At 69.4% G+C, this 16574-nt stretch carries 17 protein-coding genes; 15 read left to right on the top strand and 2 right to left on the bottom strand.

The features are described from left to right. Positions 1-41 precede the first annotated feature (41 nt). Together HGB51_RS02450 and HGB51_RS02455 are read left to right on the top strand one after the other, a co-directional pair. Entirely contained in the window at positions 42-1610 is a 1569-nt protein-coding gene (locus tag HGB51_RS02450) for a sensor histidine kinase (RefSeq protein ID WP_171966717.1), read from the top strand. Positions 1611-1652: 42 nt separating this feature from the next. Beyond that, the gene (locus HGB51_RS02455) at positions 1653-2516 is read left to right on the top strand and encodes an acid phosphatase (RefSeq protein ID WP_070206547.1); all 864 of its coding nucleotides are present in this window, start codon (positions 1653-1655) and stop codon (positions 2514-2516) included. Between the two features lie 218 nt (positions 2517-2734). Here HGB51_RS02455 and HGB51_RS02460 read toward each other — a convergent pair whose 3' ends face one another. Next, the gene (locus tag HGB51_RS02460; protein WP_070206546.1) at positions 2735-3133 is read right to left on the bottom strand and encodes an ESPR domain-containing protein; all 399 of its coding nucleotides are present in this window, start codon (positions 3131-3133) and stop codon (positions 2735-2737) included. A 160-nt stretch (positions 3134-3293) separates the two neighbouring features. Then, the gene (locus tag HGB51_RS02465; RefSeq protein ID WP_070206545.1) at positions 3294-4283 is read right to left on the bottom strand and encodes a helix-turn-helix domain-containing protein; all 990 of its coding nucleotides are present in this window, start codon (positions 4281-4283) and stop codon (positions 3294-3296) included. 672 nt (positions 4284-4955) lie between these two features. On the opposite strand from HGB51_RS02465, the gene HGB51_RS02470 reads away from it, so the two are divergent. The 13 genes from HGB51_RS02470 to HGB51_RS02530 all read left to right on the top strand — a co-directional run bounded on the left by HGB51_RS02470 (position 4956) and on the right by HGB51_RS02530 (position 16564). Further along, positions 4956-5162, top strand: coding sequence for a Flp family type IVb pilin (locus HGB51_RS02470; protein WP_070208264.1), 207 nt, complete (start codon positions 4956-4958; stop codon positions 5160-5162). Between the two features lie 77 nt (positions 5163-5239). Then, positions 5240-5779, top strand: coding sequence for a prepilin peptidase (locus HGB51_RS02475; RefSeq protein ID WP_070208237.1), 540 nt, complete (start codon positions 5240-5242; stop codon positions 5777-5779). Then, a complete protein-coding gene (locus HGB51_RS02480) occupies positions 5776-6243 on the top strand; it encodes a pilus assembly protein (protein ID WP_070208238.1) in 468 nt (155 codons plus the stop codon). The genes HGB51_RS02475 and HGB51_RS02480 overlap by 4 nt, the downstream gene beginning before the upstream one ends. Before the next feature lie 31 nt (positions 6244-6274). Next, positions 6275-7153, top strand: coding sequence for a Flp pilus assembly protein CpaB (gene cpaB / locus HGB51_RS02485; protein WP_070208239.1), 879 nt, complete (start codon positions 6275-6277; stop codon positions 7151-7153). Between the two features lie 4 nt (positions 7154-7157). Continuing rightward, a complete protein-coding gene (locus tag HGB51_RS02490; protein WP_070208240.1) occupies positions 7158-8474 on the top strand; it encodes a type II and III secretion system protein family protein in 1317 nt (438 codons plus the stop codon). 15 nt (positions 8475-8489) lie between these two features. Then, on the top strand, positions 8490-9770 hold the full coding sequence (locus tag HGB51_RS02495; RefSeq protein WP_070208241.1) for a CpaE/TadZ family protein: 1281 nt from the start codon (positions 8490-8492) through the stop codon (positions 9768-9770). Continuing rightward, the gene (locus HGB51_RS02500) at positions 9755-11110 is read left to right on the top strand and encodes a TadA family conjugal transfer-associated ATPase (protein ID WP_070208242.1); all 1356 of its coding nucleotides are present in this window, start codon (positions 9755-9757) and stop codon (positions 11108-11110) included. The genes HGB51_RS02495 and HGB51_RS02500 overlap by 16 nt, the downstream gene beginning before the upstream one ends. A gap of 2 nt (positions 11111-11112) precedes the next feature. Continuing rightward, complete coding sequence (locus HGB51_RS02505) at positions 11113-12054, top strand: type II secretion system F family protein (RefSeq protein WP_070208243.1); 942 nt, start codon at positions 11113-11115, stop codon at positions 12052-12054. Further along, positions 12051-12995: a type II secretion system F family protein gene (locus HGB51_RS02510; protein WP_070208244.1), complete on the top strand. Its 945-nt coding sequence runs from the start codon at positions 12051-12053 to the stop codon at positions 12993-12995. The genes HGB51_RS02505 and HGB51_RS02510 overlap by 4 nt, the downstream gene beginning before the upstream one ends. 2 nt (positions 12996-12997) lie before the next feature. Beyond that, on the top strand, positions 12998-13744 hold the full coding sequence (locus HGB51_RS02515; RefSeq protein ID WP_070208245.1) for a tetratricopeptide repeat protein: 747 nt from the start codon (positions 12998-13000) through the stop codon (positions 13742-13744). Then, positions 13741-14037, top strand: a complete 297-nt coding sequence (locus HGB51_RS02520) for a DUF3613 domain-containing protein (protein ID WP_070208246.1) — start codon at positions 13741-13743, stop codon at positions 14035-14037. Before HGB51_RS02515 ends, HGB51_RS02520 begins: the two co-directional genes overlap by 4 nt. A gap of 4 nt (positions 14038-14041) precedes the next feature. Beyond that, positions 14042-16183, top strand: a complete 2142-nt coding sequence (locus tag HGB51_RS02525; protein ID WP_070208247.1) for a TadG family pilus assembly protein — start codon at positions 14042-14044, stop codon at positions 16181-16183. A 45-nt stretch (positions 16184-16228) separates the two neighbouring features. Then, entirely contained in the window at positions 16229-16564 is a 336-nt protein-coding gene (locus HGB51_RS02530) for a putative quinol monooxygenase (RefSeq protein ID WP_070208248.1), read from the top strand. Positions 16565-16574 lie beyond the last annotated feature (10 nt).

A 16574-nucleotide genomic window follows, 5' to 3' on the forward strand; every position in this document is an offset into this window, starting at 1 on the left:
CGCCGGGCACGCCGCGACGTCGCTCCCGGGCGAGGCGGGTCGTGCGCTTCACATCTTCTGCACTTGATGTGCGCACGCTTTTAACACTCGCGCTGCCGCTGCTGATCGGCTGCATGCTGGGTCAATGGCTCCCAACCCTCCTGCCAGATCAGCTGCACCTGCATGTCATCTGGATTCCCGGACCGCTCCTGCTCGGCTTCCTGCTGATCACCCCGCGCAACCAATGGCGGACCTGCGTGCTGGCGGCCTGCATCGGCACCGTGCTGTCGCTGCCGCTGGTCCCGATGGCCTCGCTGCCGCGCCTGCTCGCCGGCCTGGGTGAGTTCGCCATGGTGGGCGTGGTGGCCTGGCTGCTGCTGCGCTGGCGGGGCGAGCGCGCCGCGCTGGAAGACTACCGTGATCTGAGTTTCTTCCTGCTGCTGGCGTGCGTGCTGCTGCCGTTGTGCAGCGCCTGGTGGTACACGCTGGCCCAGGGCGGGCGCAGCGGCGCGAGCGGTCCGGCCGCACTGCGCGAGCTGGCCCTGACCAGCGCGGTGAGCTATCTGGTGCTGGTGCCGGCGCTGGTCAACGTGGTCCGCATCATCGACGCCCCGGAACGCCGCCACGGTTGGCGCTGGGATTCGATGGCGCTGGCCATGGTGCTGTTCGGCCTGTTGGTGGTGCTGTGGACCGTGGACTGGCAGGACGGGGTGATGACCCCGCTGCTGACCCTGGCGCCGATTCCGCTGCTGGTTTGGGCGCTCATAGTGTTCGGCATTGCCGGCGCCTCGGTCACCATGCTGGCGGTAGCGGTGCTCGGCATGCAGCTGGGCGTGGAAGGACTCGGCCCGTTCGGCTTCTGGTCGATCGACCGCAACCTGCTCACCGGCCAGGCCTGGACCCTGTGCACCGGCTTCGCGCTGCTGTTCCTGGGCGCGCTCTCCGAGCAGAAACTGTCCAGCCGGATCAAGCTGCAACGCGCCTATGCGCGCCTGGGCGAAGTGACCGGGCGCATGCTGGTGGTGCAGGAAGAAGAACGGACGCGCATCGCGCGCGACCTGCACGATGACGTCAACCAGTCGCTGGCCGCGATTTCGATCCGGCTCAGCACGCTGCGCAACCATATTCCGCTGGAGGAGCGCCCCAGCGTGGTCGAACTGCAGGACCAGCTGCTGTCGGTGTCCAACGACATCCGTGCCATCTCGCACGAACTGCATCCCAGCATCCTGCGTTTCACCGGGCTGGCCAGCGCACTGGATGCGTTCTGCATCAAACGCAACGCCCGCGGCCGGCTGCGCCTGCGCTGCAGCATCGAAGACGCGCCCCGGCTCAACGACGAACAGGAACTCAGCCTGTTCCGCATCGTGCAGGAGGCAGTGAACAACGTCGACAAGCACGCCCGCGCCAGGGTGGCGGATGTGCTGGTCTGCGTGCGCGGCGCGGACCTGCTCCTCCGCGTGGACGACGACGGCATCGGCATTCCCCCCGGCCACCTGCGGCGTGCGCCCGGGCTGGGACTGATCAGCATGGAAGAACGTGCGCGGCTGCTGGGCGGCGTACTGCACGTAGACACCAGCCCGCTTGGCGGAGCGCGCATCGAGGTACGTTTCCCGCTGCGCGACGCCCGGTAGTGCCACGCCCTGCGTGGCAATCCCGCCAGAAAGGAGCCCTACATGCGCACACCCCGCACCGCCGCCACCTTCGCCTTGTCAGCCCTGCTGGCCGCCTGCGCCACCGGCCCGCTCAACCCACCGTCTCCCGCGGTACTCCCCACCGCCGTGCCGCCCGCACCGCCGCCGGTGCCGGAGCTGCGCCCGGGCGTGCCCGCCGGCTACCTCGGCCGGTCCCTGCCCGACAGCCTCGCACTGCTGCCCCCGCCCCCTGCCAAGGGCAGCCCAGCCTTCGCGCGCGACCAGGCGATCAGCCGCGCTTCGCAGAAGCTGAAGAACAGCCCCCGCTATGCCCTGGCCAGCCGTGACGCCGACCTGGGCTTCCCGCACGTCGCCAACACCTTCTCCTGCGCGCTCGGCGTGCCGGTCAGCGCGCAGGACACCCCGCGCCTGTACCTGCTGCTGCAGCGAAGCATGGTCGACGCGGGCCTGGCCACGTATGCCGCCAAGGACCACTACAAGCGCACCCGTCCGTTCGTGTACTACAAGGAAAAGACCTGCGCGCCGGCCGACGAGGACGCGCTGCGCAAGGACGGCTCCTATCCCTCCGGGCATACCGCGATCAGCTGGGCCTGGGCGCTGCTGCTCAGCGAGCTCAGCCCGGCCCAGGCCGACGCGGTGCTGGCGCGTGGCCGCGCCTTCGGCGAGAACCGCCTGATCTGCAACGCGCACTGGCAGAGCGACGTGCTGCAGGGGCGCGCGGTGGGCGCCGGCGCAGTGGCGGTGCTGCATGCCAATCCGCAGTTCAACGCCGACATGGCCGCCGCCCGCGCCGAGATCAATGCGCTGCGCGGCAATGGCGTGGAACCGCAGGACTGCACCGCCGAGGCGGCGGCGCTGAAGGTGAAGATTCCCGGCGTGGAGTGAGCCCGCCGATCCGCAGGCAAAACAATGACCCGACTCGTCGTCCTACCCAATGACGGGGGAGACATCGCGCATGGCGACGAGCCGGGTCAAGCCGTTGTCCCGATCAGCACGGGAGAGAGTCGTGCCAGCGGGCACAACGCAGACGTAGTGGGATGGCCTGGCTCGCTGCCCCCTGAGCGATGACGGGGGAGACATCCCGCGGTTGACAGCGAGCCAGGTCAAACGGTGCAGATTCCGCGCGGGATCGCAGCAGAATCGGAAGCGTGTGGTGAAAGGAGTTCGGCCACGTCGGGCCCGAAGCCGGCCAGCCCGCCGGTCGGGCCCGACGGCAGCGCCGGCCGCGTCGGTGTCGCCAGGCCGGCGACAACGGCATTGGCGCGGTCCACCGGCGCTGCGGCATGGATCCGCGTCCCCTTGTCCAGCTGCATGGCGGTGTCCACCGCATGCAATGGCACGCCGGGTGCGCTGGCCAGTCCCAGCGACAGCAGCCACAGCGGCACTTTCAGATGGAGCACGGTCGGGCCGGCGGCGAGGCTGCCGCGCGCAGTGGCGATTTCCGAGGTCACCACCAGCGCATCGAGCCGGTGGTTCCATACCAGTCTGAAAATCCTGCCCATCTGCCCTGCCCCCGACGCTGACGTTGCGTTGGGATTATTAAAACGTCGCCAGCAGCGCACGGACGCGGTATTCCGGCAGGCTGAACGTGCGTTCCGGCAAGTCGCAATGGAAAACCGGCAGGCCGATGGACATTTCCGGCAGGGTGCCGGAAACGTGCACTCAGGCCGGACTGCCCAGCGAGGTCGGCGCGCGCATCAGGGTGTCGCGCGGCAGCTCGCCGAATACCCGCCGATAATTGTCCGCAAACCGCGAGAGATCCCACAGCCCGCAACTCAACGCCACCGCCTTCACCGATTTACGCGTCGAATCGGCCATGGAAAGTCCACGGCACGCGGCGCACAGCCGCAGCATCGACAGGTAACGATTGGGCGACGTGCCGAACAGATCCTCGAACGCATAGCGCAGCGCGCGGTCGCTGACCCCGGCGGCGTCGCAGATCTCATGCATGTAGATGTAGCGCCGCAGGTTCTGCCGCATGAAGTTCTCGGCGCGCTGGGCGATCAGGTAATGCGCGCGCCGCGCACGCGTGCCTGGGGCCCGTTCGGTGTTGCCGGTACCCAGCAGCGCCTGCACGTGCGCATGCAGCACCTGGTCCACCGCGTCGGTCGGGAATCCCCCACCCGAGGCGCCCAACCAGGCCGGCAACGTCGCGTAACGTTGCGCCAGCACCGACGGGCCCTCGTCCGCCTCGGCGCTGAACAGCGACAAGGCCTGGCCGGAAGGCAGGCTGCTGCGCAGGCTGAGCTCGGTGAGCTTGCGTTCGATCCGGCGCAGCGGCGTCAGCAGCAGGCTGAGCCGGGTGCCCGCACTGAACGCGAATTCGCTGATGCCTTCGGGCAGGATGGTCAACGCCATGCCGGACGCCAGCGGAACGCCATGGCACCAGCTCTGGGTCGGATCCGTCTGATGGATGTAGCCGAGCAGGCACCAGTCCTGCGGCAGCATGAACCGCCCACGGAACTGGAAACCGCAGGTGGCACTGCAGAACAGCGACTCGTCGTGCACCTGCGAGAGGATCGACGCGCGTGGACCATTCCCGTCCAGCAGCACCAGTTCCAGCTCGCACACACGCAGCATTCCGCCCAGCGTCGCCAGGTCGAATGGACGCAGCGCAGTTTCTCCGATCCCCTCCACTATACCATCGGCCATGACAGTGGCTCCCCAGGTTGAATCGCACCCGCTGCGCACGCTGTCCGCAGCGGAAACACGTCCCTTCTTTATCGAGGCCCTGCTGCGATATCCCCCCGAATTTTCGCGGCAGTATGTCTCGACGCGGGTGGCGGCACGCCATGGATTTACAGCACTTAATCAGCGGCGCACTGTCCAAGTTTCGTCACGACGATGTGTAGGCCGCGTCAATTTTCCGACTTCACGTTATTTTCACACATTCTGTAAACCGAATGCCGCGCCGCGCTTGTTTACACACGGCAGCGAATGCACAAAATCGGCAGATAAACGCAATTTATAAACTTTGTGACCTGCGTGCCGATTTTGTGCATCGCCGTCGATCGCAGCGAAGGAGGATTATCCGCAACAGCGCCGGAGGGGATCCGTGGCGGATACCGGGCTGGACCACAGGGGGACTGCGATGGACCTGCCGACCGCAACGCCGTGCACCTGCTTCCGTCGCATGACCCCGCGTGCGTGTTTGTCCGCGCGCGTCACCTTTCGCAGGATTCAAAGCTGAGCGCATGAGGCCCGCCGGAGCACTCCGTCGGGCGGCGGCCGTTCGTGGCCGCGCCCCTGCGCAGGGACGCGCAGGTTCATTCGTGGCCACCGGTGGAACCGGTCCGTGCCACCCCACGCAGGGAGAAGATCGTCATGCACAGCTCCATCCGCACTTTCATCGCCGAAGAAGACGGCGTCACCGCGCTTGAATATGGATTGCTGGCCGCCGTGGTTGCCGGCGTCCTGGTCGTGGCCGGCAAGGCGGGCCTCACGGCGATGTTCACCGAGCTGTTCGACAAGCTCAAGGACCTGGTCAGCTCCGCCATCGGCGGTTCCGGCGCAGCCACGCCGTCGACCTGAGCCTCTCCGGCACCCGGCGGTAGCGCCGGGTGCCCGGTTCGACCTGCTTCGTTCGGTCCTGCAAGGGGGAGTACCGGATGTCCCTGTTGCCGCTGCTGGCGCTGTTGCTGAGCGTGCGCATCGCGATAAGCGATCTGTATGCCCGACGCGTACCCAACACCTGGCTGGCCGCTGCCGCGCTGGCGGCAGTGGCGTGGCTGCTCGGCACGAAACTGGCCGGCACGCCGTTCCCGCTGCTGCCCAACGTGGCGGGCGCAGCGCTCGGTCTCGCTGCCCTGCTGCCGTTCTATGCCATCGGCTGGATGGGCGCGGGCGACGTGAAGTACTTCGCTGTGCTCGGCCTGCTGCTGGGCATGGGCGCGTTGTGGCCGCTATGGCTGCTGGGCAGCCTGCTGGCCGCGGCGCATGCGGTTGCCCTGCTACTGGGGCGCAGGTTCGGCACCACGTTGCCGTTGCGGTTCCAGTTGCTGCGCGACCGGGCCGGTCGGCACTGGCAACGGCATCCTCTCGCACGCGGCGTGCACGTCGCCCGCCAGGGCCGGGTCGGCATTCCCTTTGCCGCCTACCTGGCGGTTGCGACCGTATCGCTGGTGCTGTGGCAGGGAGACGGCGCATGACCCGCCCGGCCCACGCGCGCGGCGCGGCGACACTGGAATTCGCCTTCATGCTGATCTTCGGGCTGGTGCCGCTGCTGATGCTGACCTACACCGGCGTGATGATCATGGCGGTCCAGCAGACCCTGTCGCTGGCGTCGGCGGAAGGTGCGCGCGCCTCGCTGCGATACGCACCGCCAGCAGAACGCCGTGCAGCGGCCTGCCAGGCCGCAAAACGGTCCATGCAATGGCTGCTCAGCTTCGCCGCCGAGGACCCCGACTGCAGCGCCGCCGGCGCGCCGCCGATCGTGGTCTCGCCACCGGCGCCCTGTTCCGGCCTGGCCAGTGCGCAGTGCATGCAGATCTCGGTCAGCTACGACTATCGCGCCCACCCGTTCCTGCCTGGCACCGGCCGTGTCTATGGCTGGGTGATCGACACCCCGATCCGCAGCACCGCCGTGGCCCAGCTCGATCTGGGAATGCCGTGATGACCGCACCCGCCTGCCTGGAGGCACCTGCATGCTCAAACTGACCCGGATCACCGCCGTGGTACTGATCGCGCTGGCGCTGCTGCTCGCGCTGGCTGCGGTCGCGGTCGGCCGGCGCGCGCCGCCGGTGCCGGCCGCCACCGTCGTGGCGCCACCGCCGGCCATCGCGACCGAACCGGAACCGGCCGCGTCGAGTGCCGCGTTGCCGGTGCAGAGCTACGCGCAACGGCTCAATCCCGGCGAACGCGCCCTGGCGGTGCCGGTCGACGAGCTGGTCGCCGCCGGCAACCGGATCGTGCCCGGCGACCACGTGGACGTATTCCTCAACCTGCGTGCACCTCCGGGCATGAACAACGATAGCCAGGCGCAGACCCGCCTGCTGCTGTCGCGCCTGCGCGTGCTCAGCTACGGCGCCGCCGATGCCGCACCAAACGTGCAGGTCGCCGACGCCACCGCAGCCACCCCACCCGCCGACAGCCGTGCCGCCGACATCCAGGGCAGCGCCCCGGGCAGCAGCGGCAGTAGTGGCGCCCCGCAACCAGCCCGCAGCGCCGTGCTCGCCGTGCCGGTGGCCGACGCCAACCGGCTGCTGCTCGGCGCGCAGCAGGGCAAGCTGTTCCTGGCCCTGCGCAATCCGGCTGACCCCGGCCTGCCCGACGCCACGCTGTTCGCCCGCACCGGTGCCGTACTCGATGCGCGGCGCGACCTCGACCCGGCGCAACGCCAGGCCTTGGCCTCGCCGGAGAACGACGCGTACGCCGGCCTGGATGCCGACGCCCTGGCCGGCCACGCAACGACCCCGCGCGCGCCGCATGCATCCCACCCCGCACGCCACCGCGCCAACGCACGCGTGGATCGCGGCGTGGAAATCATCCGCGGCGACGTGTCGTCCTACACCGGAGCGCACTGACCCCATGCACGGACGCCTGCTCACCCCCTGCCTGATCGCCACGCTGCTGGCAACCGTGCTCGCCCCCGCCACGGCGCGGGCCACGCCCGACGTGGTCCTGCAACTGCGCGAGCAGCATCCCTGGGCGCTGCCTGCGGACCTGGAGCGGATGGCCATCGCAGACCCTGGCGTGGCCGATGTAGTCATGCTGAAACCGGGCCAGGCTCTGCTGGTCGGCAAGCAGGCCGGCAGCACCACCCTGCTGCTGTGGCAACGCGGGCAGCGCGAGCCGGAGCGCCTGCAGGTGGAGGTGCGCGGCGCGTTGCAGGGCGCACTGCCACGGCCGGAAGACCTACAACTCACCGTGCAGGCGCAGCAGGGCCTGCTGCAGGGCAACGCGCCCAGCCTGCTGGCGCACGAAGAAAGCCGCAAGGCCGCGCAGGCCACGCTCGGGCGCGAGGGCCAGCTGGCCGACGTGTCCACGGTCGGTACCGGTGGCGTGGTCCAGGTCGAAGTGAAGGTGGTGGAGTTCAACAAGACCGTGCTGCGCCAGATCGGCATGAGTTTCGCCAACCGCAACAACGGCTTCTCCTACGGCGTCGCACGCCCGGGTGGCAGCGTGCCGGTGCTGGACGGCGACGGCGGCAGCGATCCGGTTGCCAGTCCGCTGTCGTCGGCGTTCGGGCTGGTGTTCCGCTCGCTGACCCATGGCTGGGCCGCCAACATCGACCTGCTGCAGAACAACGGCATGGCGCGCGTACTGGCCGAACCCACGCTCGTCGCGCTGTCCGGCCAAAGCGCCAGCTTCCTGGCCGGTGGTGAACTGCCGATCCTCGAGCCGCAGGGCCTGGGCACCACCACGGTGACCTTCAAGCCCTTCGGCATCGGCCTCACTGTCACCCCCACCGTGCTCGGCCCGAACCGCATCGCGCTGAAGGTCGCGCCCGAAGCCAGCGACCTCAACTACACGGCGGGCATCGCCTACAACGGCGTGCAGATTCCCTCGATCACCACCCGTCGCGCCGACACCACGGTGGAGCTGGGCGACGGCGAAACCTTCGTGATCGGCGGGCTGGTCAGCAACGCAGTGAGCTCCAGCGTCGACAAGATCCCGCTGCTCGGCGACCTGCCGGTGATCGGGTCGTTCTTCCGCAACCTCAACTACAAGCAGGAGGAAAAAGAACTGGTGATCGTGGTGACCCCGCGCCTGGTGCAACCGCTGGCCAAGGGCACAGAACTGCCGTTGCCCGGCGAGCGCGAGGTGCAGCCCACGCAGCCGGTGTGGGGCACCTGGCTTCTGGGCCCGGCCTCACCCGACCCGCTGCCTGGTTTCTCGCGCTGACAGGACGCCAACGCCATGACCGCTTCCCTGCAACTGCTGCAGCCGACCCCGCCCCCGCTGACCCTGGTGCTGTATGCCCCGGCCCGCGAGCTCGCGCTGGTGCTCGAGGCGCGCCTGCCGGTCGGCCTGCACGTGCACTGGCAGGACAGCGCGCTGCCCCCGGCCGCGCTCGAGGTACACCGTCGCAGTGGTCCGTGCGTGGTACTGCTCGACTTCCGGCGCGACGCCGCAGTCGCCTCGGGTGACCTGGCCCGCGCACTGCAGCGCACCCTGCCGGACCTGCCACTGGTGGCGGTGGGCTCGACCGCGCCCGGCCAGGACGAAGGCATCGTCGCCGCGGTCCGTACCGGCCTGCGCGACATCCTCGACCTCGAATCGACCACCGCCGATATCGACAGCGTGCTGCGCCGCGCCGCCGCGTTGTCGGCGCCCTCGCCGCGCGCGCCGGTGCAGGCCGCCCCACAGGCCCAGCTGATACTGCTGCTGGGCGTACGCGCCGGCGTCGGCTGCAGCACCTTGGCCGCGCACCTGGGCGTGCTGGCACAGCAGTGCAGCAGCGGCGACGCCGACGATGCCTCGGGCGAACTGCTGCCCACCGCCACTACCCTGCTGCTCGACCTCGGCCAGCCGGCCGGCGACACCGCGCTGTACCTCAACCTCGACAGCCAGTTCCATGTCGAAGACGCGCTGCGCCATGCCAGCCGCATCGACGGCACGCTGGCGCGCACTGCAATGGCGCGCCACGGCGGGGGCCTCACCCTGCTCGGGCAGGCGGCCGGCAGCGACGGCGGCCCCATCCCCGACCCGGCGGTGCTGGTGCAGCGCCTGCGCACCGTGTTCGACACCGTGCTGTGCGACCTCGGCGGGCTGGCGCTGCGCCAGGTGCCGCGCTCGCTGTTCAACAGCGCCGACGCGATCTGGCTGGTCGCCGACCAGGCCATCGGCACGCTGGTCTCGCTCGACCTCGCACTCAAGCAGCTGGAAGCGATGGGCCTGCGCGACGAACGCGTGCATCTGCTGATCAACCGCTACCAGGAAGACGACGGCCTGGGCCCGGCCCAGATCGCCGGCCGCTTCGGCCTGCCGCTGCTGGCCACCCTGCCCGACTGCCGTCGCCTGCGCGGCAGCGCCAACCATGGCCACCTGCTGCTGCAGGACGCGCCGCGCGACCCCTACGTGCGCGCCCTGGCCCCCCTTTTGCTGCACCTGGACCACGCTGCCGCGCGCACCACGCCGCGCAGCTGGCGCGAAAAACTCGCTCTTGCCCTGGGTGGACTCCAATGGAAGACAAAGTGACCCCGTTCGCACCGTCCGCCGCCCGCGTGGCGCTCGCCGCCGCCGCCGTGGCCGACCTGCAGGTTCCGTTCGCGCAATCCGACGAGTACCAGAAGGTGCTGCTCGCCGCGCACGAGCACCTGCTCAACCGGATCGAAGACGAGCGCATCGACATCGACGCGTGGGCGCCGGACACCGTCGGCCGCTACGTGCGCACGCAGACCGCGCTGTTCGTGCAGGAATGGCGCATTCCGGTCAACGAAGCCGAGATGGAAATCGTGGCCGCCGCGCTGGTCAAGGAGCTGACCGGGTTCGGTCCGCTCGACGACCTGCTGCACGACCCGGCCATCGAAGACATCCTGATCAACGGCTACAAGGACATCCACGTGTCGCAGGGCGGCCGCCTGGTGCGGGCGCGCCAGCGCTTCAGCGACGACAGCCACCTGCTGCGCATCCTGCGCCGCATCCTGGCCCCGCTCGGGCGCCGGCTGGACGAGTCCAACCCGATGGTGGACGCACGCCTGCCCAATGGCGGACGGCTCAACGCCATCATCTCGCCGCTGGCCGTGGACGGCCCGATGGTGTCGATCCGCAAGTTCCGCAAGGACCCGTTCACCCCTGACGAACTGCTGCGCATGGGGACCTTCGATGCCGCCATGCAGGCCCTGCTGCACGCCATGGTGCTGGGCCGCTGCAACATCCTGGTCTCCGGTGGCACCAGTTCGGGCAAGACCTCGCTGCTCAACGCGCTGGCCAGCTACGTGCCGGCCGGCGAGCGCGTCATCACCGTCGAAGACACCGCCGAACTCTCGCTCAACCACCCGCACGTGGTGCGCCTGGAGAGCCGCATCGGCGGCTCCGACGGCCAGGGCGCGATCAGCATCCGCGACCTGCTGCGCAACAGCCTGCGCATGCGCCCGGACCGGATCGTGGTCGGCGAAGTGCGTGGCGCCGAGGTACTGGAGATGCTGCAGGCCATGAACACCGGGCATGACGGCTCGATGGCCACCATCCATGCCAACTCGCCGCGCGATTGCCTGTACCGGATCGAGATGCTGGCCGGCTTCGCCGGTTTCCAGGGCAGTGAGGACAGCCTGCGCCGGCAGATCGCCAGCGCCATCGACTTCATCGTGCAGATCTCGCGGCTCGGCAGCGGTCGCCGCGTGCTGGTCTCGATCACGGAAATCACCGGGGTCAGCGACAACCTGATCAGCACCCAGGAGATGTTCCGCCACGAAGTCCAGTACGACGCCGACGGCAGCGAGCGCGACCGCTGGGTCGGGCTCGGCTTCCAGCCGCATTCGCACAAGCTCGAACCGTTCCGCCGGCAACTGCGTGAAGCGCTGGACGGGAGCTTCTGAGCATGGTGACCGTGCTGCTGCTGTGCAGTGCGATGCTGGTGCTGGTGGCCGTGGCGATGGAGCTGTGGCTGCTGGCCGACCGCCGCGCCCGCCAACGCGCCTCGCTGCTGCATGCCGAGCAGCGGCTGGCAGTGGGGCCGGTGGTGCCGACCCTGGCCGGGTTGCAGCCGCGTGCCACCACCGCGCAGGCGCCGCTGCCGCAGGCCCCTTCGCTGCCGTGGGACGACCTGCTGCAACGCGCGGGGCTGCGTCCTGGCTGGCGCCTGCCGGTGCTGTGGCTGGCCGGGGGCCTGCTGCTGGCCGCGATGGCGGCCAGCCGGATCGGCACCGCCTGGCTGTGGCCGATCACGCTGGGGCTGCTGGCACTGCTGCTGGGCGTGTGGATCTCGCGACGCATCCTCGGGGTCAAGCGCCGGCTGCTGCGCCAGCTGCCGGACTTCCTGGACAACCTGGTGCGCCTGACCGCGCTGGGCAACAGCCTGCAGATGGCCTTCCAGACCGCCAGCCAGCAGGTGCCCACGCCGCTGCGCGCACTGCTCGACGACACCCTCTCCGCCACCCGCAGTGGACTCGACCTGGACCGTGCCCTCTCGCAGGCCGCACGCCCTTACCGGCTCGAGGTGCTGGAAGTGCTGGCCGTGGTGCTGGGCGTGAGCCTGCGCATCGGCGGCCGCTCCGACCAGATCCTGCAGCGCATGAGCGACTTCATGCGCGACCTGGAACAGGCGCAGCAGGAACTGATGGCCACCACCTCGGAAACGCGCATGTCGGCCTGGGTACTGGGGCTGCTGCCGCCGCTGTGCGGCCTGCTGATGGCGATCGCCAGCCCGGACTTCTTCCAGCCGGTGCTGCACGCACCGCTCGGCCATCGCATCCTGGGCGCTGCGCTCGTACTGGAACTGATCGGCGGATTCCTGCTGTATCGGTTGGCGCGCTCGTTATGAAAGAGAGCGCCCTGTGGTTCGCTGCGTTGCTGGTACTGGCCGCCGGGCTCGCCCTGCTCGGCGTTGCCGCGCTGCTGCTGAGTGGCCGGCGGCAACGCACCGCCGCCACCTTGCAGAGCGCGTTGCGCGCGCGCGAGGAAAGCGCCGCCGCGCCGGCCACTGCGGCCGATGCCGGCAGCCGCAGCATTGGTTGGCTCGCTGCTTTGGGCGAACGCTTCAACGGCGGCCGCCTCGAAGCGGCGCTGCTTGCCCCCGAAGACCGCCTGCTGCTGGATCAGGCGGGCTGGAACACCCGCACCGGCACCGCCGTGTTTCTCGGCCTGCGCCTGCTGCTTGCCGTCCTGTGCCTGGTGCTGGCCGGCGTGCTGTACGACGCCCACGGCCTGCAGCGCGTGTTCGTACCGCTGGCCGCGCTCGCCTTCGGCGTACTGCTGCCCAAGCTGGCGCTGCGCAGCTGGGCCAATCGGCTGCGGCAGCGCGTGAATGCCGAACTGCCGCTGATGATCGACCTGCTGCGACTGCTGCAGGGCGTGGGCTTCAGCATGGACCAGAGCCTGCAGACCCTGGGCGACAAGCTGCGCACCGCGATCCCGGTGCTGGGTCGTGAAATCCAGCACGCCAACGTCGCCTACATGCACGGCCGCAGCCGCCAGCAGTCGCTGCGCCGGCTCGCCGACGCGTTCAACGACGAAGACCTGCGCAGCCTGGTGCAGCTGATCCTGCAGGTCCACGAACACGGCGGTGCGGTGCAGGAACCGCTGCGCCAGTTCAGCGTGCGCCTGCGCGAACAGCGCCGCGCCACGCTCAAGGAAATGGTCGGCAGGCTCTCGGTGAAGATGACCGTCGTGATGATGCTGACCCTGCTGCCGGCATTGATGCTGGTGTTGTCCGGCCCGGCGATCATCGCGCTGGCCGATGCCATGACCCGACTGGGAACCTGAGCATGCCTATCCGTGCCCTCCAATTCACCCTGTTGTTGGCCGTCGCTGCATTGGGTACGGCCTGCCACTCCACCCGCACTGCGTACCGTCCCGAACCTGTCAGTCTCGCCACTCCGGCCAAACCTGCGCAGGACGACAAGCGCCTGTACCTGGCCCTGATCGCACAGATGCAGCAGCAGGGCGCGTACTACGCCTCGCTGGCGCATGTTGATGCGTACCGCCAGCGGCATGGCGACAGTCCCGCGCTGCGCCTGCTGCAGGCCGACGCACTACGTGCTACCGGGCAGCTGCCGGCCGCGCGCAGCCTGTATGTCGCGTTGGCCAACGGCCCGCAGGCGGCGGCCGCATGGCATGGACTGGGCCTGATCGCGGTGCACGAAGGCGACCCCGCGCAGGCCGAACAGTGCCTGGCGCGCGCGGTGACGCTGGAGCCGCTCAACACCGATTACCTCGGCGACCTGGGCTTCGCGCGGCTGCGTGCGGGACAGCGCGAACAGGCGCGCGAACCGCTGGCCAGGGCCGCCGAACTGGCGCCGGACAAAATCCAGGCCAACGCCAACATGGCGTTGTGGGCGCTGTTGAGCAACGAAACCGCGCTGGCCGAACGCATCCTGCACAGCGCCGGCTTCCCCGAGGCAACCCGGCAGGAAGTGCTGCGGCTGGCTGTTGAACTGGGGCCACCTGCCGCCGCGTCCTTGTCCCCCGAACGTCTCGCTGATGCCCACCTTGCCTCCGGGAGCACGCCATGAAGGTTTTCGCCACTGCCCGCTTTGCGGGCGTATTGCTGGTCTGTTCCGCGCTCGGCACCACCACCGCCACCTCCGCCGAGTCGCGCCCCGCCGAGGTCGGCGACGCCACGCGCGCCCTGCTGCGCCTGCAGGCCAGCGGCGAACGCGCCAGTGCGCCGCTTCCCATCCTCGGCGACCAGGCCACGGCCAGCTACAAGCGCTACATCGACAGCTTCACCCATCCCATTCCGGCCTACCTTGCTCCCAATGTGCGCCAGGGTGCATCCGGTAGCGCTGCTGACAGCGGGAAGTAGCCCCATGCGCGCCCGGAACCACGCGCGCGGCGGCATGTCGGTGACCATGATGTTCGTGCTGCTGGGCCTGCTTGGCATGCTCGGCCTGATCGAGATCGGGTACCTGTACTGGGCCAAGCGCGATGTGCAGAAAATCGCCGATCTCTCGGCACTGGCCGGCGCGCAGCGACTCGACCTGTGTACGGCCGACCGCGCCGACAACACTGCCGCGCGCCGAAACGCACTGGACGCCAACCGCTTCCCCGGCACCCTCACGGTCCAGTGCGGCAGCTGGAACGCCACCCATGCCAGCGACGACCACTTCATGCTCGATGCCAGCACCGCACCCAATGCGGTCAAGGTCGTGGCCGAGCGCGCAGTGCTGCCGTTCTTCGGCGGCACCACCCGCCTGCCCAGCGTGCGTGCGCAGGCGGTGGCCACCCGCGCGCCGCCGTTGGCGGTGTTCAGCGTCGGCGCGCAACTGCTGCGGGTCAACGGCAACACCCCGCTGGGCAGCGTGCTGCGCCTGGTCGGGGTGGACCTGGACCAGACCACCCTGCTCGGCTACGACGGCCTCGCCCAGGCAAAGGTCACGCCGGGTGGGCTGCTGCAGGCGCTGGGGATCGAGGTTGACGCCGACATCAGCGTGGCCGATTTCAACGCACTGCTCGCCGCGCACAAGGTTTCGCTCGGCCGCCTGCTGACGGCCACCGCACAGGTGCTGGCGCAGAGCGGCGTGGCCAACGCCGACCTGGATGCGCTGCACGACGCGCTGGCCACCCGGCTCGATCTCGACCGGCTGGCCGTGCAGCTCGGCAGCGATGCAGCCGGCAGCGGCCTGTTCGCCCGCATCGTCGCCCCCGAGGGCGCCGCCACCGCCGCGCTGCAGGCCCAGGTCAGCGCGCTCGACGTGCTGACCACCAGCATCAGCATCGCCAGCCGCGGTCGCGCGGTCGAAGTCCAGAACCTCGACATCCTGGGCGTGCAGGCGCAGGCGGCGGTGATCGAACCACCCTCCATCGCCATCGGCGACGTCGGCGCGCGCGCTTACAACGCGCAGGTGCGGGTCTACCTCGACATCGACACCAACAACCTGCCACTCGGCGCCGGCAAGGTCCTCGGCGCGCTGGGCATCCGCCTGCATCTGCCCATCCACGCCGACTTCACCAATGCGATGGGCACCCTCACCGCCCTGCAATGCAGCGCGCAACCGGCCACCGCCACCGTCCAGGTCGATGCCTCGGTGCTGCGCGCCTGCGTCGGCAAGGTTGCCGACAGCGCCCGCTTTTCCACCCGCAACGTGTGCGAAGAAAGCCTGCAGAACGAGCAGCTGCTCACCCTGCTCGGCGCACCGCTGGTCAATGACCGCATCCAGCTCAACGCCCTCACCCATTCCGAGCAGCTGACCCTCGCCGCAGGCGAAACGAAGTCCACCTGGATCAACGGCGCGCAGCTGGGCAGCGCGGTCAACGACCTGGTGCAGCAACTGCTGCGCGTGCTCGGCGGCATGCTCAACCCGGCCAGCAAGGGCATGAACACCGGCGACACCGCCAACCAGCTGGCCGACCAGTTCCTCAAGGCCTCCAACCCCGGCAACGGCCTGTACGACGTGGACCGCACCATCTCCCTGCTGCGCAACGGCAGCCCGGCCCAGGGCATCCCCGCGTTCGGCGACTGGATCGTACCCAAGGGCGTGCCCCGGGCCTGCGGACTGGGGCTGCTGACCTGCTTCGACGATGGCTCCGCATGGGAAGGCTATCGCGCCACGGTGACCGGCCAGGGCCTGGGCTTGATCGACGGACTGCTGGGCACCCTGCTCGGCGGGCTGGTGGTGAACCGCTGCAGCGGCCTGGTCAGCGCGCTGCTGGCCTACAACGCCTGCCTCAAGGCCAATCTCGCGTCCTACCTGCAGACCGCACCGGCCGGCGTGCTCGACGCCTACCAGGGCGCCGGCAGCGTGACCGATCCGGGCACCAATGCAGTGGCGTGCAGCGGCCTGCTGTGCACCCTGCTGCGCCCGGTGCTGGAAGGCGTGCTCAAGCCGTTGCTCAACGGCGTCGGCACCCTGCTCACCACCACCCTGGCCAGCGTGCTCGGACTGGAACTGGGCCGAACCGACGTGCACCTGCAGGCCACCGCCTGCAACCCCGCACAGCTGGTGTACTGACCGGGCTGGCTACAATGGGCGCCTCCCTCCTGCCGGACGCGCCCCATGACTGCCACCGATGTGCCCCTTACCTTCTACGTCCGCCTCCAGGTCAAATCCGAGCGCGTGCAGGACTGGCTGGACGCGGTCCACGCGCTGATCGACCGCATGGCAGAGGAGCCGGCGTTCATCTCCTGCGACCTGCACCGCGATGCCAACGACCCCACGCTGTTCACCCTGTACGAGCGCTGGGACGAAGACTCCGTGCAGGATTTCCTGGCCCACCAGTCCACCGACTACCGCGCCGCCTACGACGCGCTGCTGCCGGAGCTGCTGCAGAAGCCGCGCGAACCGCAGGTGCTGGAGTTGATCCAGAGCTGGGAAGCGCAACAGGAACAATGAAAAACGGCGA

It is taken from the genome of Stenotrophomonas bentonitica (assembly GCF_013185915.1).
GTDB lineage: Bacteria > Pseudomonadota > Gammaproteobacteria > Xanthomonadales > Xanthomonadaceae > Stenotrophomonas > Stenotrophomonas bentonitica.

Bases quoted from the DNA above. Each gene is read 5' to 3' on its own strand.
- HGB51_RS02460 (WP_070206546.1), bottom strand. From the start codon at position 3,133: ATGGGCAGGATTTTCAGACTGGTATGGAACCACCGGCTCGATGCGCTG.
- HGB51_RS02480 (WP_070208238.1), top strand. From the start codon at position 5,776: ATGACCCGCCCGGCCCACGCGCGCGGCGCGGCGACACTGGAATTCGCC.
- HGB51_RS02465 (WP_070206545.1), bottom strand. From the start codon at position 4,283: ATGGCCGATGGTATAGTGGAGGGGATCGGAGAAACTGCGCTGCGTCCA.
- HGB51_RS02505 (WP_070208243.1), top strand. From the start codon at position 11,113: ATGGTGACCGTGCTGCTGCTGTGCAGTGCGATGCTGGTGCTGGTGGCC.
- cpaB (WP_070208239.1), top strand. From the start codon at position 6,275: ATGCTCAAACTGACCCGGATCACCGCCGTGGTACTGATCGCGCTGGCG.
- HGB51_RS02490 (WP_070208240.1), top strand. From the start codon at position 7,158: ATGCACGGACGCCTGCTCACCCCCTGCCTGATCGCCACGCTGCTGGCA.
- HGB51_RS02530 (WP_070208248.1), top strand. From the start codon at position 16,229: ATGACTGCCACCGATGTGCCCCTTACCTTCTACGTCCGCCTCCAGGTC.
- HGB51_RS02510 (WP_070208244.1), top strand. From the start codon at position 12,051: ATGAAAGAGAGCGCCCTGTGGTTCGCTGCGTTGCTGGTACTGGCCGCC.
- HGB51_RS02495 (WP_070208241.1), top strand. From the start codon at position 8,490: ATGACCGCTTCCCTGCAACTGCTGCAGCCGACCCCGCCCCCGCTGACC.
- HGB51_RS02455 (WP_070206547.1), top strand. From the start codon at position 1,653: ATGCGCACACCCCGCACCGCCGCCACCTTCGCCTTGTCAGCCCTGCTG.
- HGB51_RS02500 (WP_070208242.1), top strand. From the start codon at position 9,755: ATGGAAGACAAAGTGACCCCGTTCGCACCGTCCGCCGCCCGCGTGGCG.
- HGB51_RS02515 (WP_070208245.1), top strand. From the start codon at position 12,998: ATGCCTATCCGTGCCCTCCAATTCACCCTGTTGTTGGCCGTCGCTGCA.
- HGB51_RS02475 (WP_070208237.1), top strand. From the start codon at position 5,240: ATGTCCCTGTTGCCGCTGCTGGCGCTGTTGCTGAGCGTGCGCATCGCG.
- HGB51_RS02525 (WP_070208247.1), top strand. From the start codon at position 14,042: ATGCGCGCCCGGAACCACGCGCGCGGCGGCATGTCGGTGACCATGATG.
- HGB51_RS02520 (WP_070208246.1), top strand. From the start codon at position 13,741: ATGAAGGTTTTCGCCACTGCCCGCTTTGCGGGCGTATTGCTGGTCTGT.
- HGB51_RS02470 (WP_070208264.1), top strand. From the start codon at position 4,956: ATGCACAGCTCCATCCGCACTTTCATCGCCGAAGAAGACGGCGTCACC.